The organism is Bradyrhizobium sp. SRL28 (genome assembly GCF_018596315.1).
In the GTDB taxonomy this organism is placed as follows: domain Bacteria; phylum Pseudomonadota; class Alphaproteobacteria; order Rhizobiales; family Xanthobacteraceae; genus Bradyrhizobium.
On record NZ_JAHEAG010000005.1, the window covers coordinates 153,322 to 176,508 of the forward strand.

Annotated in this window: 21 protein-coding genes; 11 read left to right on the plus strand and 10 right to left on the minus strand. The window is 63.1% G+C overall.

Features of this window, described 5'->3' with window-relative positions:
• Positions 1-185 precede the first annotated feature (185 nt).
• Positions 186-965 (minus strand): HpcH/HpaI aldolase/citrate lyase family protein, encoded by a 780-nt coding sequence (locus KIP88_RS14445; RefSeq protein ID WP_214488591.1) that lies wholly within the window; start codon positions 963-965, stop codon positions 186-188.
• Between the two features lie 173 nt (positions 966-1,138).
• Here KIP88_RS14445 and bla point away from each other — a divergent pair, with 173 nt between their 5' ends.
• The 3 genes from bla to KIP88_RS14460 all read left to right on the plus strand — a co-directional run bounded on the left by bla (position 1,139) and on the right by KIP88_RS14460 (position 4,254).
• On the plus strand, positions 1,139-1,996 hold the full coding sequence (bla, locus tag KIP88_RS14450; RefSeq protein WP_214488592.1) for a class A beta-lactamase: 858 nt from the start codon (positions 1,139-1,141) through the stop codon (positions 1,994-1,996).
• A gap of 206 nt (positions 1,997-2,202) precedes the next feature.
• Entirely contained in the window at positions 2,203-3,450 is a 1,248-nt protein-coding gene (locus tag KIP88_RS14455; protein WP_214488593.1) for a serine hydrolase, read from the plus strand.
• A 336-nt stretch (positions 3,451-3,786) separates the two neighbouring features.
• Positions 3,787-4,254 carry a heme-binding protein gene (locus tag KIP88_RS14460; protein ID WP_214488594.1) on the plus strand — a complete coding sequence of 156 codons (468 nt, stop codon included), beginning with the start codon at positions 3,787-3,789 and terminating at the stop codon, positions 4,252-4,254.
• 121 nt (positions 4,255-4,375) lie between these two features.
• On the opposite strand, the gene KIP88_RS14465 is transcribed toward KIP88_RS14460, so the two are convergent.
• Positions 4,376-5,248 carry a dienelactone hydrolase family protein gene (locus KIP88_RS14465; RefSeq protein ID WP_214488595.1) on the minus strand — a complete coding sequence of 291 codons (873 nt, stop codon included), beginning with the start codon at positions 5,246-5,248 and terminating at the stop codon, positions 4,376-4,378.
• A 349-nt stretch (positions 5,249-5,597) separates the two neighbouring features.
• The gene (gene murI, locus KIP88_RS14470; RefSeq protein ID WP_214488596.1) at positions 5,598-6,386 is read right to left on the minus strand and encodes a glutamate racemase; all 789 of its coding nucleotides are present in this window, start codon (positions 6,384-6,386) and stop codon (positions 5,598-5,600) included.
• A 655-nt stretch (positions 6,387-7,041) separates the two neighbouring features.
• Between murI and KIP88_RS14475 the strand changes: the two genes are divergently transcribed.
• A complete protein-coding gene (locus KIP88_RS14475; RefSeq protein ID WP_214488597.1) occupies positions 7,042-9,447 on the plus strand; it encodes a DUF2235 domain-containing protein in 2,406 nt (801 codons plus the stop codon).
• Positions 9,448-9,471: 24 nt separating this feature from the next.
• On the opposite strand, the gene purB is transcribed toward KIP88_RS14475, so the two are convergent.
• From purB to KIP88_RS14490, 3 genes are all read right to left on the minus strand, one after another.
• Complete coding sequence (gene purB, locus KIP88_RS14480; protein WP_214488598.1) at positions 9,472-10,779, minus strand: adenylosuccinate lyase; 1,308 nt, start codon at positions 10,777-10,779, stop codon at positions 9,472-9,474.
• 169 nt (positions 10,780-10,948) lie between these two features.
• Positions 10,949-11,602, minus strand: a complete 654-nt coding sequence (locus tag KIP88_RS14485; protein WP_214488599.1) for a response regulator transcription factor — start codon at positions 11,600-11,602, stop codon at positions 10,949-10,951.
• Entirely contained in the window at positions 11,602-12,978 is a 1,377-nt protein-coding gene (locus tag KIP88_RS14490; RefSeq protein ID WP_214488600.1) for a sensor histidine kinase, read from the minus strand. Before KIP88_RS14490 ends, KIP88_RS14485 begins: the two co-directional genes overlap by 1 nt.
• Before the next feature lie 215 nt (positions 12,979-13,193).
• Here KIP88_RS14490 and KIP88_RS14495 point away from each other — a divergent pair, with 215 nt between their 5' ends.
• The 6 genes from KIP88_RS14495 to KIP88_RS14520 all read left to right on the plus strand — a co-directional run bounded on the left by KIP88_RS14495 (position 13,194) and on the right by KIP88_RS14520 (position 19,257).
• Positions 13,194-13,958 carry a MotA/TolQ/ExbB proton channel family protein gene (locus tag KIP88_RS14495; protein ID WP_214488601.1) on the plus strand — a complete coding sequence of 255 codons (765 nt, stop codon included), beginning with the start codon at positions 13,194-13,196 and terminating at the stop codon, positions 13,956-13,958.
• On the plus strand, positions 13,955-14,629 hold the full coding sequence (locus KIP88_RS14500; RefSeq protein ID WP_214488602.1) for a hypothetical protein: 675 nt from the start codon (positions 13,955-13,957) through the stop codon (positions 14,627-14,629). Before KIP88_RS14495 ends, KIP88_RS14500 begins: the two co-directional genes overlap by 4 nt.
• Positions 14,622-15,230: a hypothetical protein gene (locus tag KIP88_RS14505; RefSeq protein ID WP_214488603.1), complete on the plus strand. Its 609-nt coding sequence runs from the start codon at positions 14,622-14,624 to the stop codon at positions 15,228-15,230. The genes KIP88_RS14500 and KIP88_RS14505 overlap by 8 nt, the downstream gene beginning before the upstream one ends.
• A 343-nt stretch (positions 15,231-15,573) precedes the next feature.
• The gene (locus tag KIP88_RS14510; protein ID WP_214488604.1) at positions 15,574-16,170 is read left to right on the plus strand and encodes a TetR family transcriptional regulator; all 597 of its coding nucleotides are present in this window, start codon (positions 15,574-15,576) and stop codon (positions 16,168-16,170) included.
• A 915-nt stretch (positions 16,171-17,085) separates the two neighbouring features.
• Entirely contained in the window at positions 17,086-17,826 is a 741-nt protein-coding gene (locus KIP88_RS14515; protein ID WP_214488605.1) for a metallophosphoesterase, read from the plus strand.
• A gap of 3 nt (positions 17,827-17,829) precedes the next feature.
• Positions 17,830-19,257 carry a bifunctional serine/threonine-protein kinase/universal stress protein gene (locus KIP88_RS14520; RefSeq protein ID WP_214488606.1) on the plus strand — a complete coding sequence of 476 codons (1,428 nt, stop codon included), beginning with the start codon at positions 17,830-17,832 and terminating at the stop codon, positions 19,255-19,257.
• A 16-nt stretch (positions 19,258-19,273) separates the two neighbouring features.
• Here the strand turns inward: KIP88_RS14520 and KIP88_RS46480 are convergent, their stop codons facing one another.
• The 3 genes from KIP88_RS46480 to rpe all read right to left on the minus strand — a co-directional run bounded on the left by KIP88_RS46480 (position 19,274) and on the right by rpe (position 21,087).
• Positions 19,274-19,732, minus strand: a complete 459-nt coding sequence (locus tag KIP88_RS46480; protein WP_374226465.1) for a hypothetical protein — start codon at positions 19,730-19,732, stop codon at positions 19,274-19,276.
• A gap of 55 nt (positions 19,733-19,787) precedes the next feature.
• The gene (locus KIP88_RS14530; RefSeq protein ID WP_249790772.1) at positions 19,788-20,279 is read right to left on the minus strand and encodes a hypothetical protein; all 492 of its coding nucleotides are present in this window, start codon (positions 20,277-20,279) and stop codon (positions 19,788-19,790) included.
• A 106-nt stretch (positions 20,280-20,385) separates the two neighbouring features.
• Complete coding sequence (gene rpe, locus KIP88_RS14535) at positions 20,386-21,087, minus strand: ribulose-phosphate 3-epimerase (RefSeq protein WP_214488608.1); 702 nt, start codon at positions 21,085-21,087, stop codon at positions 20,386-20,388.
• A 256-nt stretch (positions 21,088-21,343) separates the two neighbouring features.
• On the opposite strand from rpe, the gene KIP88_RS14540 reads away from it, so the two are divergent.
• Positions 21,344-22,096, plus strand: coding sequence for an EF-hand domain-containing protein (locus KIP88_RS14540; RefSeq protein WP_214488609.1), 753 nt, complete (start codon positions 21,344-21,346; stop codon positions 22,094-22,096).
• Positions 22,097-22,131: 35 nt separating this feature from the next.
• Here KIP88_RS14540 and KIP88_RS14545 read toward each other — a convergent pair whose 3' ends face one another.
• The gene (locus KIP88_RS14545) at positions 22,132-23,127 is read right to left on the minus strand and encodes a P1 family peptidase (protein ID WP_214488610.1); all 996 of its coding nucleotides are present in this window, start codon (positions 23,125-23,127) and stop codon (positions 22,132-22,134) included.
• Positions 23,128-23,187: the final 60 nt, after the last annotated feature.

The window sequence follows — 23,187 nt, forward strand, 5'->3', positions numbered from 1 at the left end:
GCAATGGATCAATCAAAAAGCTGGCAGGCCGCCTAGGCTGCCTGCCAGCACCCTCATCTAGCACGAACAAGGCGTTTTGACGCCAGAAGGTTCGTATCCGGGATCGCCCGGGTAAGGCCGGCGGCGCGCTCACCGAGGCGACGTAAACCGCATGGACTTTGAAGGACTTGCCGCCGTCTCGGCACCTATCGCTTGATCCCGTCAAAACTCGCGGCGATGCCGCGCTGGAACAGCGACCAGTCGAAGCCGAGCGCCAGCGCCACGTAGCCGCGCTCGATCATCCGGTTGGCCTGCTCGGCGGTGCGCGCGACGCCGCCGATCGGCACGCCGCTCCTGAGGATGCCGGCCTCGGCGCGGGCCATCAGTTCCAGCACCCCGGGATCGTCGGGCAGGCCGCGCTTGTTGATTGACGTGGCGAGGTCGCCGGGGCCGATCACCGCGAGGTCGATGCCGGGCACAGCCATGATCTCGTCGATGCGCTCGACCGCCTCGACATGCTCGATGGTGATGATGCAGATCATGTCGTCGTCTGCGGTTGCCATGTAATCCGCCATCGACACGCCCCAGCGGAACGGCGCGTGGAACGGGCCCCACAGCCGGTCGCCCTTCGGCGGGTAGCGCACGCTCCGCACGGCCTTTTCGGCGTCCGCGCGGCTGCAGATCATCGGGAAATTGATGCCGAGCGCGCCGAGGTCCATCGGCGCTTTCGCCAGCCACGGCTCGTTGGCGGCAATCCGCACCATCGGCACGCAGGGCGTGCCGGCCGTTGCGGTGATCATCGCATGCGCCGAGCCGAGATCGATCGGCCCGTGCTCGAGGTCGACGATGATCCAGTCGATCCCGGAGCGCGCCATGATCTGCACGGTCTGAATCGAGGGAATGGTCGCGATCGCGCCGAAGGTCGGGCGTCCATCCCGCCATAGCTGACGAAGACGGTTGAGCGGCGCAGGTTTTGCGGAGGTCAAGGGCGGAAACTCCCTAATCAAAGACCGATCTATAACCCGGCGGGCGGTAGCTTATGGACGAATTCGTGGCGCATCGAGACACATTGTTTTTAGCGCACCGCGATCGTCGCGTCATGATTCCGGCGCAACAGGCCAGCAACGCAATCCGAAGCTTCAGCTCGAAGGATACTTCCATGATGATCGATCGACGTACCCTGTTGGCTGCTGCGTCGGGCCTTGTGCTCTCGCCAGCATTCGCGGAGGAGGCGCCGCCGGTGCTTGCGGCGTATGAACGCGAAACCGGTGGACGGATCGGCGTTTACGCTGAAAATCTCGCAAGCGGTAAGAAGATCGCATGGCGCGCGGATGAGCGCTTTGTCATGTGCAGCACGTTCAAGGCCTCGCTGGCGGCTTTCGTGCTGGCGCGGGTCGACCGCGGCGAGGATCGCCTCGAGGACAAGATCGCCTACAAATCCCAGGACCTTCTCGATTACGCCCCGGTGGCCAGACACAACCTTCCCGAGGGGGCGATGTCGGTGTCCGACATGTGCAAGGCCATGGTCGAGCTCAGCGACAATACCTGCGCCAATCTGTTGCTGGCGCGCTCCGGCGGCCCGGAAGCGCTGACCGCGTTCTGGCGCGCATCGGGAGATACGGTCTCGCGCCTCGATCACTACGAGCCTGAACTGAATCGCTCGCCGCCCGGCGATCCCCACGACACCACCACGCCGGCCGCCATGGCAGGGAATTTGAGGCGGTTCTTGCTGGGTGACGTGCTGTCGCAGGCGTCGCGCGAACATCTCACGGGATGGATGATCGGCTGCAAGACGGGCAACAACCGGCTGCGCGCGGGCCTGCCCAAAGACTGGAAGATCGGGGACAAGACCGGCAATAACGGCAAGGACGCCTCTGGAGATATCGCAATGGCGTGGCCTAACGCGGGCGGGCCGGTACTGATCTGCGCCTACACGCAAGGCGGTAAGCCAACCCCAAAGCAATTCGAAGCGGTCTTCGCGGAAATCGGACGGATGGCAGGCCGGCAATTGGGCTAGTGCCCACAGGCAGGGCGAGCAGTCCGCCGTTGCTCTCGCTGACGCAACGCGTAATCGAGCGCACGCGGGACTCGGCGCATGGCGAGTGCTAATGTCACGGCGCGACAGATCGAGGCGGCGGCGTGCCATCGCCGTCATAACAAAGAATAGCCTCGGCAGAAGAGCGCGGGAGATACCCGGGCTTCTCGCGCAATAGGGAGGCTTCCATGAATCGAAATGCTGCGGGAATTGTCTTCATGATAGGCGTTGGAATTACTGCATTGACCGGCACCGCAAACGCACAAAATTCACGAGCAAGCGCAGCCCTCGACACAAGCCTGCGCGGTGCGGTCGAGAGCAAGGACGTCCCGGGCGTGGTCGCGCTGATCACCGATCGCGAGCGGGTGCTTTACCAGAGCGCATTCGGCACAGCTGATGTCGCAACCGCGCGGCCGCTCACGACCGACGCGCTATTTCGTATCGCCTCGATGACCAAGCCGGTCACTTCAGTGGCATTGATGCAGCTGATCGAGCAGGGCCGCCTCGGGCTCGATGACCCCGCCGAAAAATACTTGCCGGAGCTTGCAGGACTGAAAGTCATTGAATCATTCGATAAGGCGACCGGCGCCTACCAGGTCCGCCCGGCATCGCGACCGCCGACCGTCAAGCACTTCCTGACGCACACGTCCGGATTGGCCTATCCGTTTACCAGCGAGATCTGGCGTGATCTCAAGCCGCGCGCCGGCGAAACCTATCCGTTCGGCGGACCGCTGCTGTTCGATCCCGGCGAGCGCTGGCACTACAGCACCAGCACCGATGTCGTAGGCAAGCTGGTCGAGGTGGTGTCCGGCCAGAAGCTCGAGGATTATTTCCGCCAGCACATCTTTGCCCCGCTCAAGATGGATGACACATCCTACAACGTGCCGGAGGCAAAGGGGAGGCGCCTCGTCGCGCAACAGCAGCGCGCCGGCGAGCGCATGGACGGCGCCATCGAACTGCAGAAGCCGCAGCTCGGCCTCACTATCGCGGCGCCGATCGGCGGCGGCGGCCTCGCATCGACCGCTGATGACTACGGGCGCTTCGTGCGCATGCTGCTCAACGGCGGCGCGCTTGACGGGGTGCGTGTGCTCAAGGCCGAGACGGTGGCGTTGATGGGCCAGAACCACATCGGCGCGGTCTCGGTTCCCGCACTCAAGAGCGCGCTGCCGCGGAGCGCCGATTTCACTTTTATCGCTGATGGCCGCGACAAGTGGGGGCTCGGCTTTCTCATCACGGCCGATCAGGTACCCGGCAAGCGCTCCCCCGGCAGCCTGAGCTGGGGCGGCATCAACAACACGTTCTTCTGGATCGATCCCACGCGCGGCATCGCCGGCGTGATCATGATGCAGTACCTGCCATTCGCAGACGCCAAGGCGTTGGCCGTCTATGATGCGTTCGAGCGCGGCGCCTATCAGCTCGTCAACGCCGAGCGGTAGAAAGCTTGCAATGCCGGGTCGGCTTTATGCCGACCACGGCCTTCGAGAGCCCCAGCTCGGAAATTGGGTATCGCGACCTGGGTTACTTTTGTCTTGGGCGTACACGCACCCGGCGATTTTACGCCGGGACGCGTCCGCCGAAAAACGGCATCAAAGCAGTTCGAAGCGGTCTTCGCGGAAATCGGACGGATGGCAGGCCGGCAATTGGACTAGGCGTGCACGCCTGTCGAGCGCCTGGCCGGCCCTAACCACGGGGCTTGCGACATCATTGACCGCACATCGACGTCTCATCCCGTTATAATCCCTTGCACAATAAACCCAGGGGAGGAGACGAAGATGAGGACAATACTGGTCGCTGCCGCACTTGCCGCCCTTACCGTCGGCGCATCTGCTCAAGACAAGCGCCCCGATTACGGCACCGCGGTCAATGCCGCGGGCGCGAAGAAGATCGCAGCCGGCGTCGTCGCCGAATGCCAGAAGAACGGATGGAATGTGGCGGTCGCCGTGGTCGATAATCACGGATTCCTGGTGTATTTCGAACGCATGGACAACACGCAGACGGCCAGCATGGACATCGCCATCGGTAAGGCGAGGGCCGCGGCGACCTTCCGGCGCCCGACCCGCGTTTTCATGGAGGCGATCAACAAGGGCGGGCCGGCCACGGCCACACTTCCCGGCGTCTTCGCCTCGCCCGGCGGATTGCCGATCATGGTCGACGGCAAAGTCACGGGCGGCGTGGGCGTGAGCGGCGTCACCGGCGACCAGGACGAGCAATGCTCCAAGGCCGGCCTCGGGACGACATAAGAAGTTGCATCCTGCGCTCCAGCGTACAAGCGCGGCACGGTTCTGTTGTAGCCGTGCCGCGTCTTGACTAGTCACCAATACGCGGAGGCCACAGTCGTGCGTCTGCAAACGCTGATGCAGGTTACTTGTTAAGAAGGTTGCTGAGAAATTCGACAACGTCCTTGCGAGCGGCGTCCGTTGCCTCGGCATTATAGGCCATGGTGGTGCCACGTTCGATACAGAGATCATTGAGACTGGCGGCCTGGCCTGTATCACTGTTGATGATCACGCCCTGCGGCTTTTCCTCGAACCGGCATTTGCGATACTCGGTTGGCGCCTGCGCGTTCCGTACTGTGCCCGCGATAGCCTGGTTGTCGAACAGATGATAGGCGCCGGGATATTCAACGACGTCTATATTGGCGCCAACCTTTTTCAACCGCGCGACGTAATCGCGGCATGGGCCGATCGGCACCCAGTCGTCGGCAACGCCGTGATAAAGCCGGATCGGCTTCTGACTCACCCTTTCGTCATCAATCATCGCGGTGTTGCAGGGGGTGTAGAAACCGATATAGGCGGCAAAGCCCGCGCCTTGAGGCGCGTAGGCGCGCTGGAAGCGATCCATGCTCGCATAAAGCGATGGTACGGCGCCGTTCGAGAAACCCATGATCGCAATCTTGTCCGGATCAATGCGCGGATGCTTCGCGAGTACAGCGAGCGCAGCAAAGGCGTCGTTCATCTTCGCGAAGGGCGAAAGTTGCGCCGGATCGGCCATGGTGTTCGTAATCCCACGCCCTGTGAAGCTGTCGGCGACAAACGTGGCGAAGCCCGCCTTGTTCAGCTCGCCCGCCCACATGCCGTAATTGAAGCCGATGCCGCCCGCGCCATGCACGAAGACGACGGCTGGCAACCGGTCGGTTCCAGGCTTCGGTATGCGAAGCTCGCCCGCGATTGTCACGGGCTTGCCATCTTTCTTTCCGAGCAAGAAATCAGCAGTACTAAGCGTGACGGTCTGCACCGGATGAACCTCGGTGCGGAAGATGGGTTGTGACCGTGCGGCTTCCGATAGGATGACAGCGCCAGCGATCGTGAACGAGCAAATCAGGGCGCGGGCGAATGAAGTGTTCATGAATTCCCTCCCTTGTTATCTGACGTTCCAGATGACCAGGACGGCGTGAACGATAGCGATCACTCCCAGAGAATGTAGCTGCTGTTGGTTGTCCGAATGTTGGCTGCCGGTGTCATACGCGCAGCCGATATCGCAGGGGCAGTTCGCCGCCTTGAAACCCCAAGTTACATCGCGGCACACAGCTCTACAAGATATTGTGGCGCGGTCGGCGACTGGAGTTTGGATGCGTTGTCCGAGCCTACGCCGGGACGCGCCCGCCGAAAAACGGCATCAGCGCCTGGCTCAGCATGTGTGGCCGCTGGGATGTGAAGATCATCTCGGCGCCGGCCGTGTCGCTTTCGCGGCCCGGAGACCCGAGCAGGTCGGACACGCGCCGGGCGATGGCGGGCGCCGGATCGATCCAGTCGACCGGCCACGGCGCGAGCCTTGTCAGGCGGTCGAGCAGCAGCGGATAGTGGGTGCAGGCCAGCACGACGGTGTCGGTGCGATCCTCGCCATTTCCGACAAAGCAGGGGGCAAGCTCGGCTGCAATATCCTCGTCGCGCACGTCGTTGCCGCTGAGGGCGGATTCAGCGAGCGAGGCGAGTTCTGCCGACCCCACCAGCGTCACTTCGCAGCCTTGCGCGAAATCATCGATCAGGCGTTTGGTGTATTCGCGCTTGACGGTGCCCTTGGTGCCGAGCACCGACACGCGTTTGGTCTTCGAACTGGCGCAGGCCGGCTTGATCGCAGGCACGGTGCCGACGAACGGCACGCTATAGGCGCTGCGCAGATGCGACATCACCAGCGTCGAAGCGGTGTTGCAGGCAATCACCACCAAAGCGGGGGAGTGGCGCGCGATCAACTCGCCGACCAGCGGTACCACGCGGGCAATGATCTCCTCCTCGCCGTGATGGCCATAGGGAAAGAACGCATCGTCGGCGACATAGACGTAGTGCGCGTCGGGCCGGGTGCGGACGATCTCGCGCAAGACCGTGAGGCCGCCAAGGCCGGAGTCGAAGACGAGGATTGTGGGCGGGGCTGACACGCTGCGACCTTAGCTGATCTGCGGTTACCGTTAGGTTGCTTTAAGGGTTGCCGGCGGGGTACGGAGGTTGTCGACGGCGATCGTGACAAATTGGAACGATTTGAATCGGCTTGGCAAGGCCGGAATACTGCTGGGGCGATCGCTTAAGGTACCGCCTAAGACACCCGCAGGCGAGGTCGGCTGGAACGAAAAACGGAAGCCCCGACAAGTGGTTGCACTCTCAGGAACGTCCCCGATTTGGAACGGCGTTTTGCCCCATCACGGCGGGCTTCGGGCGGTGTGAGCCAGTGCCGGACGATTCAGCCACATTGGATAAGCCAGTATTTCGTTCCCGCGTACGCTCCCGAAGCTCACCATGTTCGCCGCCATTGCGCTTGTTTCGATCGCCGCCGCAGGCGTAGCCCGCGGGCAGAGCGGGACCGAGATTGGGTTGAGCGACAGGACAAGAAGTTCGACCCGGCCGAGTTCAGCGCGCCCGGTCACATGCCGATCGTGATCGAGCTGAAGAACCTCGATTCCAAGGCGATGGAATTCGAAAGACGTTGAAGGTGGCGGAGTTGAGCCGTTTTTCACAGCTCTCTCTCTAATTGCATCTTGCGCTGACGGCAATTTCGGTCGAGCATGCATCCTTTAGGGCATCGGGGCGCGTGCATCCATGTCAAAGAATATTGTTCTGCTGTCCGACGGGACAGGAAATAGTTCATCGAAGATTTTCAAGACCAACGTCTGGCGCTTGTTTCAGGCACTCGACCTCAAGAATCCGGAAAGCCAAATCGCCTATTACGACGATGGCGTGGGAACATCGTCGTTCAAGCTGCTAGCGTACCTCGGCGGCATTTTCGGTATCGGGCTGAAACGCAACGTCATCGATATCTATTCGTTCTGTTCCCGCAATTATGCGGAGGGCGACAAAATTTATGGCTTCGGCTTCAGCCGTGGCGCCTTCACGATCCGCGTCGTCGCCGGGTTCATCGCGCGCGTCGGCCTTGTGCGCTATGACGGCAATGAAGCTCATCTGGAACGCGATGCCGAGATTGCCTATCGCGAATACCGCAAGGTCAGGAACTTCAAGTCCGGCGGCAATCTGCTCGTCAAACCGTTACGCAAGCTGCGCGACTGGGTCAGCCACGTTATTTTCCGCAAACCGACCTTCGAGCAACTCGAGGAGGCCGGCGATATCGTCCCCATTGACAAGTTCGACTTCCTCGGCGTCTGGGATACCGTCGATGCCTATGGCGGCCCGATCGAGGAAATTACGCGCGCGATCGACTACTGGTACTGGCCGCTGTCGATGCCGGATCAGTTCATGACGCACAAGGTTGCCCGGGCATGCCATGCGCTGGCGCTGGAGGAGGAGCGCGATGCATTTCGCCCGGTGCTGTGGGACGATCGCTATGTGCGCGCTGGCCAGAATCTGGTGCCGGCCACCCGCAACGGGTCGCCGCGGCATATCGATGATGAACGCATCAGCCAGGTGTGGTTTGTCGGGGTTCACTCCGACATTGGCGGCGGCTATTCGCGGGACGGTCTTGCTCATTCGACGCTCGTCTGGATGATCGAGCGCGCCAAGGTCTGCGGATTGGTTTTTTTACCATTTCAGGAGGAGCTACTTAAACCTCGCGTCGATCCCTATGACAAGCTCAACGATTCCCGGCGCGGGCTTGCCGGCTACTATCGCTATCGGCCGCGGCGGTTGTCGGACATCTACAGCAAGCCTCCCTACAAGCTGTCGCTGGTTGCGGATTTTTGGCACATCGTCGACATCTGGAAAAATCGGCCGGATCCCGAGCGCGAGGTCAGGCGCGAGCTTGCAAATCGCGACGACTATGTTCCAAGGCCGGCGCCGAAGATTCATCAAAGCGTGCTGGATCGCGTTCGCGCCGGAACCGACGGCTACGCGCCGATCGTGTTGCCGCAGACCTACAATGTCGTAGGCTATGACGGTTCGATTACTTCGAACGGCGTAACTGAGACCACAGCTCCTTCACGCGCAACCCGCCAGGAAACGGTCTGGAACTGGGTTTGGGGACGCCGCATCACTTATTTCCTGACCGTATTCGCCTCGCTGTTCGTTTTGGCATTGCCGCTGATTGAAAAATGGAAGCCCGGACGCGGACCGGCTAGCCCGGCCGAGGTCGTCGTTCCCATCATCGATCTGCTCGGCGCGTTTCTGCCGGGCTTCGTAAAGCCTTGGCTTGAAGCATTCCGCAATTCGCCCGGGCGCTTCCTCATCGGGCTCGTTCTGGTCGGCGTGCTGATGTATGTCGGCGGCTGGATGCAGGGACGCATCCGCGACCTGATGCGCCGTATCTGGCGCACGCCCGATGAACCGGCGGTTGAGCCGGGAGGCTTCATTTACAAGCTACGATCGGCGGGGCCGTACCGTGCTTTTTTCTACGTGCTCAAGCATTGGACTTTGCCATTCTTGTTCGCCTTCTTGATCTTCGTGATCCTGGCGTCTGCGTTGACAGCGCTGGTCAATCGGGTCTCGTTTGCGGCGTTCGACCTGGCCGGGCAGGTTTGTACGCCAAGCCAAAATCCTGCTGCGCAGCCGTTTACGGGAATCGCCAAGGCACAATTTGAAACCAATGCGCTGTGTGCGCCGACAGGGCTGCTAGTGGAAAAGAGCAAGTCCTACCGGGTCACCCTGGTCGTAACCGATCCTTGGGAGGACGGTCACAGATTCGATTTATCTGATCCGGAAAAGGCGAAGGGTATTGAAGCTGGACCAGATGGTTTCGGCTATGAAAAAATGCGTCCATTGATGTGGTTGGGACTGCCAATCCGGCGTCTGCTCGCCTCGAACTGGTTCGCAACTACCCTTCGAATAGGTAATACGGGCTTCGGCGAACTGGTGCCGTCTTACGAGCGCAAGGTTTCGCCGCCCTGCCTGTACCCGTCCACCACCAGCTATACCGCCAAGTTCAAGGCCCGAAAGTCAGGCGAGCTATTTGTCTACGTTAACGATTCCGTGATCGGCATCCCCGGATATTTCGACGTTTTTTACAAGTCGAACAACAAGGGAAAAGCCGACCTGACCCTGCAGGTGCTCGACGAATAGGGTTTGCTGTTCTGTCGGCGCGCTTCATGCTTCGCCGAACACGCGCTTGAAGATCGTGTCGACGTGCTTGAAGTGATAGCCGAGGTCGAACTGCTCTTCGATCTCGGCATCGCTCAGATGCTTCTTCACGTCGCGGTCTTTCTTTAGCAGCGTCTGGAAGTCGCCTTCGCCGCGCCAGACCGGCATGGCGTTACGCTGGACGTATTTGTAGGCGTCCTCGCGGCTGGCGCCCTTTTGCGTCAGCGCGATCAGCAGCCGCTGCGAATGCACAAGACCGCCGAGGCGGTCGAGGTTCTTCTGCATGTTGGCGGGATAGACCAGGAGCTTCTCGATCAGGCCGGCGAGGCGCATCAGCGCGAAATCGAGCGTCACGGTGGCGTCGGGGCCGATCATGCGTTCGGCCGAGGAGTGCGAGATGTCGCGCTCGTGCCAGAGTGCTACGTTTTCCATGGCCGGCATGGCATAGGCGCGCACCATGCGCGACAGGCCGGTGAGGTTTTCCGACAGCACCGGGTTGCGCTTGTGCGGCATCGCCGACGAGCCCTTCTGTCCCTCGGAGAAGAATTCTTCCGCTTCCAGCACCTCGGTGCGCTGCAGATGGCGGATTTCGATCGACAGCCGCTCGACGGAAGAGGCGATCACGCCAAGCGTTGCAAAATACATCGCGTGGCGGTCGCGCGGGATCACCTGGGTCGAGATCGGCTCGGGCACCAGTCCCATCGCCTTGGCGACATGCTCTTCGACGCGCGGGTCGATCTGCGCAAAGGTGCCGACGGCGCCCGAAATCGCGCAGGTGGCGACCTCCTTGCGGGCGGCGACCAGGCGCTCGCGGGCGCGGGAAAACTCGGCGTAAGCATAGGCAAGCTTGAGCCCGAACGTCACCGGCTCGGCATGGATGCCGTGGGAGCGCCCGATGGTCGGCGTCATCTTGTGCTCGAAGGCGCGCTTCTTCAGCGCCGCCAGAACCTTGTCGATATCCGATAGCAACAGGTCCGCGGCGCGGGTGAGCTGCACGTTGAAGCAGGTGTCGAGCACGTCGGAGGAGGTCATGCCCTGATGGACGAAGCGCGCTTCGGGGCCGACGATTTCGGCCAGATGGGTCAGGAAGGCGATGACGTCGTGCTTGGTCTCGCGCTCGATCTCATCGATCCGGGCCACGTCGAAGGTGGCATTTTTGGCCTTGGCCCAGATCGTCTTCGCGGCTTCCTTCGGGATTGTGCCGATTTCCGCCAGCGCATCAGCTGCGTGCGCCTCGATCTCGAACCAGATCTTGAAGCGGGTCTGGGGCTCCCAGATGGAAGCCATTTCAGGGCGGGTATAGCGGGGGATCATCGAAAACTCCGGAGGAGGGCGGGAGGCGAGGCGATCCCGGCCGATTTGTTTTTTACGCCGTGCTTTAGCAAATCGTGTCGGGGGAGGCCACCCATACGGGGGCGCAGAGACGGGAAAACCGGTGCTCTGGCAGGGCAGAAACCCGATCGGGACGGGGCGCCCGCCGCCGCTAGAGGCTGGCCAGCCCGCACTCCACGGCCAGGCGGACAAGCTGCGCGTCCGTTCGCATGCCGGTCTTGGTCTTGATCAGATAATGGTAGTTCTGCACGGTCTTGATGCTGAGATTGAGGTTTGAGGCGATCTGCTCCGTGGTCGCGCCGGCCGCCAGTTGCCTCAAGATCTCGATTTCCCGCTCTCCGAGCTGATCGAGCGCCGACACCGAGGGGGAGAGGCTTTCCAGTGCCAGAACGCGGGCGATGTCATCGCTGATCGCCGGTTCGCCGCGGACAACCGACCGGATCGCCCGGATCAGCGCTGACGGGTCGGAGCCCTTCGTGACATAGCCGTTTGACCCGGCATTGAAGGCGGCCTTCACCTGCGCCGCCTCGCAGTGCATGCTGAAGACGAGAATGCGCGTGTCGGATGACCGGGCGCGAATGTTCCTGATCGCTTCCAGCCCGCTGGCGCCCGGCATCGATATGTCCATGACCACCACATCGGGAGCATGCGCCTTGAACGCGCGGTAGGCGTCGGCGGCGTTGTCCGCCTCGGCCACCACCTGGAAATCTTCCTGGTGCTCCAGCACGCGCCGGTAGCCTTGCCGGACCACGGGATGATCGTCGACCAGCAGGATCGAAATGCCTTTGGTCTGCGACGTGCTCATCAAGCCGCCAGCGGGATCGTGGCAGCCACGCTCACCCCGCGATTGGCATCCGCGATCGACAGCGAGCCGCCAAGGGCTGTGACCCTCTCGCGAATGCCTGTCAACCCGAAGCCGGTCGATGCTGCCACCTTGGCCGCATCGCCGCCGCCGTCGTCCTCGACGTGGACCAGCAGCGCGTTTTCCGCCCCCGTGCGCCGCTCGATCCGCAGCACGATCCCGCGCGCTGAACTGTGCCGCAGCGAGTTGGTCAGGCATTCCTGAACCATCCGATAGGCGGTCGCGGCGACGGCGCCGCGGACATCGGCGAGATCGCCCTTGAGATCGAGCTGGATCATCGGCTGCGTTGCATTGCCCGACCGCCAGCTATCGACGAGGTCGACAAGGCAGGCCTCCAACCCGAGTTCCTCGGCGGGCGGATGGCGCAATCGCTTCAGGGTATCCCTGAGGCAGGCCATGATGCGATGGGTGGCCTGCGAGATCATCCGCGCGTCCTGGGCGACCTCGCATCGGCTCTGGTCCTGCGCTTGCGCGCTGGCGACCTCGATCGTGTTGGCAAAGGCAAGGATCGCGGCCAGGTTCTGTCCGAACTCGTCGTGCAATTCGCGGGCAAGCACGCGCCGCTCGTCGTTGCGGATTTCCAATAGGCGCCGGGTCAGCGCGGCACGTTCTTCCATGGCCTGCGCGAGGCGGTCGCCGAGCTCACCGACCGCTTGCCCGATCATGGCAAGATCGATCGACCGGAAGCGCGGCAGCGGGGTCCGGTATTGGCCGCGCGCCATGCGCTGCAGGGCGGCAACGATCTGCTGTGCGGGCGCCAGCGTATGCGCAATCGCCAGCGATGCGAACAGCGCGATCGCCACCGCCATCAGCAAGGCGAGATGGATGTTGTCGAGGATGTGCTGCCAGGCCAGCGCGATGGCGGCATTCGGATCGGGGGTGGCCGAGACACTGCCTGCGTTGGCTGCGCGCGCGCTGATCGGCCGGATGACCGGGGCGTGACTTCCAAGCAGGGTGTGCACGGAGGCTGCGAACCAGCGCGGCGGAACCTGGCCGATCCCCTTGCTCTGGCCGCAGAGCGGCCGCTCGAACGCACCGGCGGGCTCGATCTGGACGCAGATGCCCGGCGAGATCAGCCCCATCGTTTCAATGGTGCGCCATTGCGGCGTGGGCAACAGCTGTTCGCGCATTCTGCTGCTGCGCAACAGCAATTCGCGCCAGTACAGCGCTTCCAGCGCGACCGAGACACGTTCGGCGGAAGCGGCCGTGGCGCGATCGACGCTGCGATGGGCATCGATTGTCGCCCAGACGGTCGCCGCTCCCAGGCACAGGATGACGACGACAAGCAGGCGGCCGACAAGCTGAAGGACGAGGCGCATGCGATCACTCCCCAACGTGCGGATGAGTGCAACAGCACCGCTAATTCGCGCCAAATGCAAGCCGGCGAGGCGCTGCTCGGGAAATTTTCCCAACCAACCTTGGGCATATGTCTTTGGACGCCGCTGCGGCCCGCTGATCTAACCAAACGCACGGATTTTCGTCGCGGGCCGGCCTTGGACGGAACCGCTTTTCCCAGCCAGGGAGCTGACGCAGCATGAGTGCCACGGCCAGCGCCGAGACCGCGCCCTCCGGCGCAGATACGTCCGAACGCAGCGTCCTCCTGTTGTGGATGATCTTCACCGGGCTGTCGGTCTTCGCCGTCGTGCTGTTGTGGCGGTATGGACTGCTCCATCTGATGGTCAGTTCCGATCGTACCTACATTTCGAGCGTCATTGCCGTCCTCTATTTCGTCACCTGCTTCCATTGCTTCTGGCGGACGCGGGCGATCGCGCGTGAAGGCGAGATCACACGCCGCTGCCGCGTCATCCTGTCGGCGCCCGGCGGGGCGAGGGGGCTTGACGACGTGCGCGCGCTGCCGGGCGGCCTGGTGCCGGATCACATCCGCAACCTGGTAAAGAAGGCGCAGGCGCAAGCCGCGGGGCGTATCGACCAGACGCTGCTGCTGCGCTCGCTCGCCGACCGGCTGCGCGGTTCCAACGGGTTTGGCGCATTCGTTTCCGACACGCTGATGAAGCTCGGGCTGCTCGGCACCATCATCGGCTTCATCATCATGCTGGCGCCGATCGCGACCCTCGACGCGGCCGACAAGGCCGCGATGAAAACATCGATGGGCCTGATGAGCGACGGCATGGCGGTGGCCATGTACACGACGCTGGCGGGCCTGATCGGCTCCATCCTCGTCCGCATTCAATATTACATGCTCGATGCCGCCACCCAGCGGGTGTTTTCCGATGCCGTCATGCTGACCGAGACGCATGTCACCCCGGTATTGGAAAGCCGTCCGGGAACGCCACCATGATGGATGACTTCGGTCTCTATCCGCGCGAGGAGCCATTCGACCCGCTCGGCGTGATGCTGTTCAAGGCGCTGCAGGTGATCGCTTTCCTGTTCTTCCTGGCGCTGCTGGCGATCTCGCCTGACGCCAAGGACGGCAAGATCGATTCCAAGGCCGAATTCCTCATCACGATGGACTGGCCGGACAATCATCCTGACGACTTCGATCTGTTCGTGCAGGACCCCATCGGCAACATCGCCTGGTACCGCCGGCGCGAGGCCGGTTTCCTCACCCTCGACCGCGACGATCGCGGCGGCGCCAACGATTTCATCATCGTCAACGGCAAGAAGATCCTGTCGCCGATCCGGGAGGAAATCGTCACGGTGCGGGGCATCGTCCCCGGCGAATACACCGTCAACGTCTCGCACTTTCAGGCCACGACCGGGCAGCCTGTCCCGGTGAGCGTGAAGGTTCAGAAGCTCAATCCGACCGCACAGGTGATTTTCGACAACAAGCTGACGCTCAACCACACCGGCGAGGAAAAGACCGCCTTGCGCTTCTGGATCGACGCCGCAGGCAAGGTGACTGACGTCCAGCAGCGGCAGAAGTCGCTGATGGAGACGTTCCGCAACGTCCGCTCCAACGGCGCGGACCTGGATCCGAAAACTGGCGTCAGGATGCCGCGCCGTGAATAGCCTGCAATCGGTCGTCCTCACACTTTCCATCAGCTACGCCCTGATCGGCGCGCTGCTGCTGATCGTTGTGGTCTATGCGCGCCTGCCATGGTCGGCCAAGGCGGTCGCCGTGGTGGTGACGAGCGCGTTCTACATTGCAAGCTTTGTCGGCGTGCGCGGATTGCTGGGCTGGGCCAGCGTCGACAGGCTGCCCGCAAGTTTCAAGCTGTTGCAGGCCCGCATCGTGGAGCCGCACTCGCTGGAGGGCGATCCGGGATCAATCTATCTGTGGGTCGAGGCGCTCGACGACGGCAATCGGCCGAGCGGCGTGCCGCGGGCGTTTCGCATTCCCTACAGCGACAGGCTTGCGGAAAAGACCGACAAGGCGGCGGGCGAGATCGCCGCCGGCCGCCCGCAGGGCGGTCGTGCCGCCGATTTTGGCGATGGCGGCGGCAACCTGCTCCAGGCCGCCCGGGAGTACATCACGCCCGGCATGATCATGGACACGTCGGGCGGCGATCCCTCGACCGGCGAGGGATTGGCTGTGGTTCCCCGCGATGGCGACGGGGTGGCGTTTACGCCGCTGCTTCCGCCGCGGATGCCCCCGAAGGACGAGCAATAAGGTTTTCCGGCGATGGGACGCCCGGCCAGCACCAACAATCACGGATTATTGACTGACAGATATTGAAATCTGTCAGCGAGACATGCTATATCCATTGCTGACGCCGGGATTAGGCGTCACCCGGCTCGTTGGTTTTGCCCGGGTACTTGCAAAGGACTACGCTATGACTGCCCATCTCATTCATCTGACCGCCCAAATCCAGCACTGGCTCAACCAGAGCGTTGCCCGTCATCTGGCCGCTCAGGCCGAGCGGCTGGAACCGGCGACGAAACATTAACCCGCCAAGGTGATTGCCTAAGGGGGATTAGATGACCACCCGTCCCATCGTTTCGCAGGTGCGCGCATGAACGAAGTCGTGGTTCTGACCCCCGAACGGATTCTGGAGGTAACCGAGGACGTTCTGCGCCGTTACGGGCTGGCCAAGGCTACCGTCGTGGATGTTGCCCGTGCGCTCGATGTCAGCCACGGCAGCGTCTACCGTCATTTCCCCAGCAAGGCTTCGCTGCGCGAGGCGGTCGCCAAGCGCTGGCTCGACCGGCTCAGCGCACCGCTGTTGAAGATCGCAGAAGCGTCCGGCCCGGCGCCAGCCCGGCTGGAGAAGTGGCTGCGCACGATGTTTTCGATCAAGCACAAGCGGCTTGGCGACGATCCCGAAATGTTTGCGACTTACCTGACGCTGGCCCGTGAGGCCTGCAAGGCCGTGAATTGCCACAAGGACTGCCTGGTCGATCAGATCGCCCAGATCCTGTCCGACGGCGTGAAGCAGGGCGCGTTCGAGGTCGCCGACGTCAAGGTTTCGGCCCGCGCCATTTTCGACGCCACCAGCCGCTTCCACCATCCCGCGCATGCCGAGGAATGGAACGAGCCGGGTGCCCCGACGCGGATCGACGCGCTGCTGGCGCTGCTGCTCAGGGGTCTGGAAGCACCGCGCAAGCGCTGACGGTCTTTTTGAAATCGCGTTTGCGAGACCCTTCTCCGTGACCGCGCCGGCAAGAACAAGCTTACAGCGCTCAAGGGAACTGAGAGCCCGTAAGCTCACGATGTTCCGTTGTCGGAGTTCGATGAGGGAAAAATCTGCAATTGCGATCTAACGGTTCGGGATAATTCGTTTCCGCGACGCTGTTAGGGGCTGCCCCGCAGCTTTCTGGCTGAATAAGATCACGCTGGCGACGCACCGCGGCCACATACTGCACAAGATCAGGTGGCGAGATTGCGAGAGATAGGTATCGTTTGGATTGGCGGATGTACCTAATCTCGACGATCCAGAAGCCCCCGGAGATGATCTCTCCGGGGGCTTCCTCGTCTTTGGCGAAACCTCTTAACGGGAATTACGCATACAATGCTACGTATCTTTGTCGCTTCTGTTGCATTGGTGGCGATCACGATGCTGCTGCTCCACGCGACACACCACGGTGCGCATGCAAACGCTCCGGCGCATTGCGGCTTTTGGACCGAAATAGAGGCAGGCTTGTCGTGTCGCTAACCTGTCGAGATCGCCCTAGGCGATGTCGTGATGGCGTTGCCTATTGTGCCGCGGAATGGTGCTGAGATTGACGAACTGATCTCAGACAAACGCGCAAACCGGCAGCCGATGTCGGTTTGTCGGGCAGAGCGGACCTCCTTTGGAGCCGCTTTCACGTCTGGAAATGGGTAAACTGGGAAATGATGTCTGGATGGCCAGTGCTCAGCTCCGGATGGCGCGGCGCTCAAATCGGATTATCGCCCGCCCGCTAGATATGATCGCCTAACGGTCTGCAGGCGCACCCGGCCTGTTGCACACCGCAAGCTGCCTGTTGTTTGATATCCATCAAGATACGCGCAAGCGCGGGCGCGATGATGGATCGGGAGGAGACGCGTGCGGCTGGCCATCTTCGCGGATATCCATGCCAACCGGCAGGCGTTCAGCGCGTGCCTCGATTTCGCGCGGGTACATCGCGCGGAGCGGATCATCTGCCTCGGCGATATCGTAGGCTATGGCGCCGATCCGGAATGGGCGGTCGATACCGTTATGGACCTCGTTGCTGACGGCGCGATCGCCGTCATGGGTAACCACGATCACGCGATCAGCACCCCATCAGAAAGCATGAACGCCGCGGCCCAGGCCGCGATCGAATGGACGCGCGGCAGGCTCAGCGTGGCGCAGCGGCGTTTTCTGGCTGAGTTGCCGCTGACAAGGCTGGACGGCGATCGCCTCTATGTGCATTCGGAAGCCTCGCACCCGGCGCGTTGGCACTATGTGAGCGACACACCGGACGCCGCGCGCAGCATTGCGGCGACCGATGCCCATGTCACTTTCTGCGGACACATCCACCGGCCGGCGCTCTATTCGATGTCATCGGCGGCGAAGATGACGAGCTTCATCCCGACCGCCGACGTGCCGGTGCAATTGCTCGGCGGCCGGCGCTGGCTCGCCGTGCTCGGCTCGGTCGGGCAACCGCGCGACGGCGACCCGGCGGCTTCGTTCGCGATGCTCGATACGACATCGCGCGAGATCACCTATTGCCGCGTGCCTTACGATGTTGAGGCGGCGGCGGATCGGATTCGCGCCAACGGCCTGCCGCATTGGCTGGCCGATCGCTTGCTCATGGGGAAGTAAGGGATGGCGAAGCCTGCAATCGCACCCGGCGCGGAACTTGACGGCTTCACCATCGGGGAGCGCGTTCATCAGGGCGGCATGGCAACGCTGTGGACGGTGACCCATCCCGGCATCACCGTGCCGCTGTTGATGAAGGTCCCGCGGGTTGCCGAGGGCGAGGATCCGGCGGCCATCGTCAGTTTCGAGATGGAGCAGATGATCCTGCCGCGGCTGGCGGGTGCGCACGTGCCGGGCTGTTTCGGCACCGGCGATTTCGACCGGCAGCCCTACGTCGTGATGGAGCGCATCCCCGGCAAGACGGTGTATAGCCGGATCGACCAGTTGCCGATCCCCTATGAAGAGGCGAGGGTGATCGGCGGACAAATCGCGACCGCGCTGGCCGACTTGCACCGGCAGAACGTCATTCATCACGACATCAAGCCGAGCAGCATCATGTTTCGTCCTTCCGGCGAATGCGTGCTGATCGATTTCGGCCTGTCGCATCACAACCAGTTGCCGGACCTGCTGCAGGAAGAATTCCGTCTGCCCTACGGCACGGCGCCCTATATGGCGCCCGAGCGCCTGCTCGGCGTCCGCGACGATCCGCGCAGCGACCTGTTTTCACTGGGTGTGCTGCTCTATTTCTTCACCACCGGCGAGCGGCCGTTCGGCGAGAGCGAAACGCTGCGCGGCATGCGGCGAAGGCTTTGGCGCGATCCCTATCCGCCGCGCAGGCTTAAGCCCGACTATCCGCCATGGCTGCAGGAAATCGTGCTGCGCTGTCTCGAGATCGAGCCGGTGTGGCGGCATCCGACGGCTTCGCAATTGGCGTTTGATCTGGCGCATCCCGACCAGGTCAAGCTGACGGCGCGCTCGGAGCGGCTGCAGCGCGATCCGCTCAGTACGGTGTGGCGCCGCCGCTTCAATCGCGAACTGAGGCAGCCGAAACCGAAATCCGATCTCGCGGTCCAGCTGGCTTCGGGGCCGATCGTGGTCGTTGCGCTCGACACGGAGGAGGGGTCGGGAACGCTCAACGAATGCCTGCGCCGGACCGCCGCACAGCTCCTCTCGACGCTACCGTCGGCGCGGCTCGCCTGCCTGAACGTGCTCAAGCTCGGCCGCGTCACCATCGACCGGACGCTCGACGAGCAGGGCAACAACAAGCATATCGACCGCATGGTCGCGCTCCGGCACTGGGCGCAGCCGCTGGAATTGGATGAAAGTCGGCTCACGGTGCATGTGCTGGAGGCGGTCGATCCCGCCGCCGCGATCCTGGAATTCACCAGGGTCAATCATGTCGATCACATCGTGATCGGCGCGCGGCAGAATTCGATGCTGCGTACGTTGCTCGGCAGCGTCTCGGCCAAGGTCGCGGCCGAGGCCGCCTGCAGCGTAACGGTGGTACGGCCACCGCGGTCGGCGGTGGTGCCGCTGCACGGGGATAGTGCGTAACAAGCGGCGTGTGCGCTTAGTCGAGAGTCTGGACGGGCGGCAGCTTGCTGGCTGAACGCGGCGGGTTCGGCACAGGATAGCTGGTGGCGCGGCCGCTCCGTTCGGCCTGACCGGCGGAACTGGGTGCGGCGCCCACGGCTTCCGCCCGGGCGCCGCGCACGCTGTCTCGCGACGCCTGTCTGCGGTGCCGCGACGACCGCGAGCCTTCCAGTCCCCACGACCGCGATATCGAAGGCCCGGCCGTATAGCCGACAAAGGCGCCGGCGACGGCCCCGACCGGGCCCAGCACGACGGCGCCGGCCACAGCGCCCAGTGCAGCGTCACCTGCGCGCTGCGCGAGCGCGGCGGAGGGGGCGAGTACCAGAAGCATTGCAGCTGTGGTGAAGGCCTTGATCATATTTCTGTCCCAACTGTGAAAGACGGGATGCTGGTCTGCCTTTATGGCGAGATGCGTGACGCTTTGTGGCCGGAGCATGGACTCTTGGGTTCCATGCTCACTGCACGCCGGGTGTGGCTTTCCTGCCGGCTCGCTACGTTTTTCGGACCGCGCGCTCCAGAATGTCGCGAACACCTGACGGGTTTCGGACGCAGCGGAACCCGTAGCGGCCGGTGTAATCCGTATCGGGAGAGCGGGTCGAGCGCCCCGACGCAAAATTCAGGTGGCCGGCGCCGCGGCCGATGTCTGCTATCTCGAATGCCGCGTCCATGTCCTTAAAGCGTGTCGCCGTCACGGTCCGCTTGCCCCAGGCCGTTCGCAGGATCAGCGCCCGCCGGTTGGTGATCACAAAAAGCGTCTGCAGGTCATGCAGCAGCATCACGAACGGGGCGGCAACCATCATGAGGCCGACCATCAAAAGCGGCGCGGTCGATTGACCGATCCAGCCCCTGGAGATCGCGATGGCCGTGAGGACCAGCCAGGGAAATCCGATCCACCAGAGAAACCGCCACATCATCATGCGGGCGACGCCGTCAGGCTGGCTCTGCCACAGCACGCGCTCGCCGGGTTGAAGTGCTTCGGTCAATAGCCGCCGTAAGCTAAAGGAAAATATCGTGGATCGGAGTTCGTCCATGCCTAGTTGGTCGTGCCGGCATCAGGAATGGTTCGCCGTGCGGGAGAGGCAATCCGCGTCAGACCGCTTCGCCGCGCGCCAGCGCCGCCGCGTGACGGATCGCTGAAATATTGGTCTTGTAGGACTCCATCGTGCCGCCCTTGAACACCGCGGAGCCCGCGACCAGCGCATTCGCGCCGACGGCGGCCAACTGTCCGGCGACGTCAGGGGCCACGCCGCCGTCAACCTCGATGTCGATCGGACGGCCCGCCGTCATCGCCCTGATGTCGCTGACCTTGCCGAGCGCGGACTTGATGAAGGCCTGGCCGCCGAAGCCGGGATTGACCGACATGACCAGCACCAGGTCGATCAGGTCGATGACATATTCAATCGCGCTCACCGGCGTGCCCGGGTTGAGCGAGACGCCGGCTTTCTTGCCGAGCGCGCGGATCGCCTGCAGCGAGCGGTGCAGATGCGGACCGGCCTCGGCATGGACGGTGATGTGATCGCAGCCGGCTTTTGCAAACGCCTCAAGATAAGAGTCGCAAGGCGAGATCATCAGATGCGCGTCAAAGATCTTCTTGGTGTGCGGACGCATCGCCTTGATCACATCAGGCCCGTAGGAGATGTTGGGCACGAAATGCCCGTCCATCACGTCGAGATGGATCCAGTCGGCGCCGGCCGCGTCCACGGCGCGGACTTCTTCGCCCAGCTTGGCGAAATCCGCCGCCAGGATCGACGGCGCGATGACCAGGGGACGCGACGCAAATTGCTGAGACATGTGCGCTTTCCCAAAACTCTTCGAGGGGCGGGACGGCTCCGCGTAACATGCAGGGCGGCCGGGGGCAATGCGACCGCCGAGCCGTGCTGTGGGCAGGAAAAATCTGCCGGAGCGGGCATCTATTGCCGGGCTTCGCGGCTCGGAACGGATAGAGGAAAGCCTGGTTTTACTGGGTTTTTCATCATGGCACGGCGCTTGCTGAGGAACATGCACGAGCTATCGGCCGCGACCGGCGCGGCGTTGTTGGAGTCTAGCCATGTTCCTTGCTTTGGGCGCTGCGTCGTCGGCGATCGATGCCCTCAAGGCGCTGACGTCGTCGAAGTCGTCGTCCGCGCAATCCACCGGCCGCAGCCAGGACGCCAAGAGCCCGTTCGATCTCATGTCCTCGGGTTCGTCGGCTTCGGTCGGCGCGGGCTCGGGTTCCGGATCCGGCGGTGGCGGTTCGCAGATATCGCCGGCGACCATGAGCGCGCTGCTCGACGCACAGAGCCAGTTCTCGGCAGGGTCGACGACCACGGCATCCAAGAGCCGCTCCAGCGCGCTGAAGGACCTGTTCGCGCAGATCGACGGCGACGGGGACGGCAAGATCACCAAATCGGAATTCGAAGAGGCGCTCGGCGCCGGCGGCACCAACCTCGCGCAGGCCGACAGCGTGTTCGGCAAGCTCGACAAGGACGGCGACGGCTCGGTCAGCCTCAAGGAATTGGCGTCGGCGCTGAAGGGCGGCAAAAAACCTCACCATGCCGCCAGCGAGTCCGATGGATCGAATTCCGATCCGTTCGCGCAGGCCCTGCAGGGTGCTTCCACCACCTCCGTCACCAACAGCGATGGTTCAGTGACGACGTCGCTCACTTATGCGGACGGATCCAAGGTAACGATGACGTCGGCCGCGGGCAAAAGCTCATCCGCATCAGCGACATCGTCCTACAATTTCATCGAGCAGATGATCCAGCGTCAGGCCCAGGCAATTTCATCGGGCGCGACCGCATCGCTCTCGGTCAGCGCCTGAGCACGAGACCCGGCGATGATCCTTCGGAATGCGACCTAACCGAAGCGATCGCTCCACGCCGGTAGCGCACCCAGAAAGGGTAGCGCGGTCGCACTGTGAACGCCGCGCGCGATCGCGCGCGCAACCGTGTTGGCGGCGACCATCCCAAGTTCGGTGAGGCCGAACCGCGGATCGATCGGCTTCTTGCCGGTCGCGGCGGCATACACCACGTCGCCATCCGTTGGGGCATGGACGGGGTAGATGGCGCGGGCCATTCCGGTTTGCGCGATCATCGCGAGCCGTTTGGCCTGCGATTTCGTCAGCACGGCATCCGTGACCACGACCACCAGCGTGGTGTTTTCCGAAGGCGTCGCTTCCGGACCGCCCTTGAGCCGCGCCCTGAGCATATCCTTTGTGAATGAAGGCGGCAGTCCGCGCCCGCCGAACTCGTTGTCCATTTCGAACGGCGCCGCCCAGAACCATGGCCCGTCGCCGACGGTCACGCTGCCGACGGCATTGACCACCGCGAGCGCTCCGACCATGACGCCGCCTTCGGTTTGAGCGGAAGCGGAACCGAGCCCGCCCTTGAAAATGGCGGTCGTCGCGCCGAGGCCGGCGCCGACGCTGCCCAGTGCGAAATCGTCGCTCGCCGCACACGCTGCGGCGTAGGCGAGATCGCGATAGGGCGGGAAGCGCCCCCATGCCTTGTTGCCGCCGTTGAGCAGATCGAAACAGATCGCGCCCGGAACGATCGGAATAACCGCCTCGCGGATTCTTAAGCCGCGGCCCTGTTCGGCAAGCCAGGCCTGTACGCCGCCCGCGGCGTCCAGCCCGAGTGCCGAGCCGCCGGATAGCGCGATGGCGTCGATCTCCTGGACGGTGCTTTCGGGTTTGAGGAGGCCATCCTCGCGGGTACCGGGCCCGCCGCCGCGCACGTCGATCGAAGCGACCGCAGGGGAATCGAAAATGACCGCGGTGACGCCGGAGGCGATGGCCGCGTCGTGGGCGTGGCCGACGCGAACGCCGGATATGTCGGTGAGGAGATTTTTCAAAGAGACGGTCCGTGGGGCGCTCGATGCTTCATGGGGACACACCAGTCGCGAATAACGTCT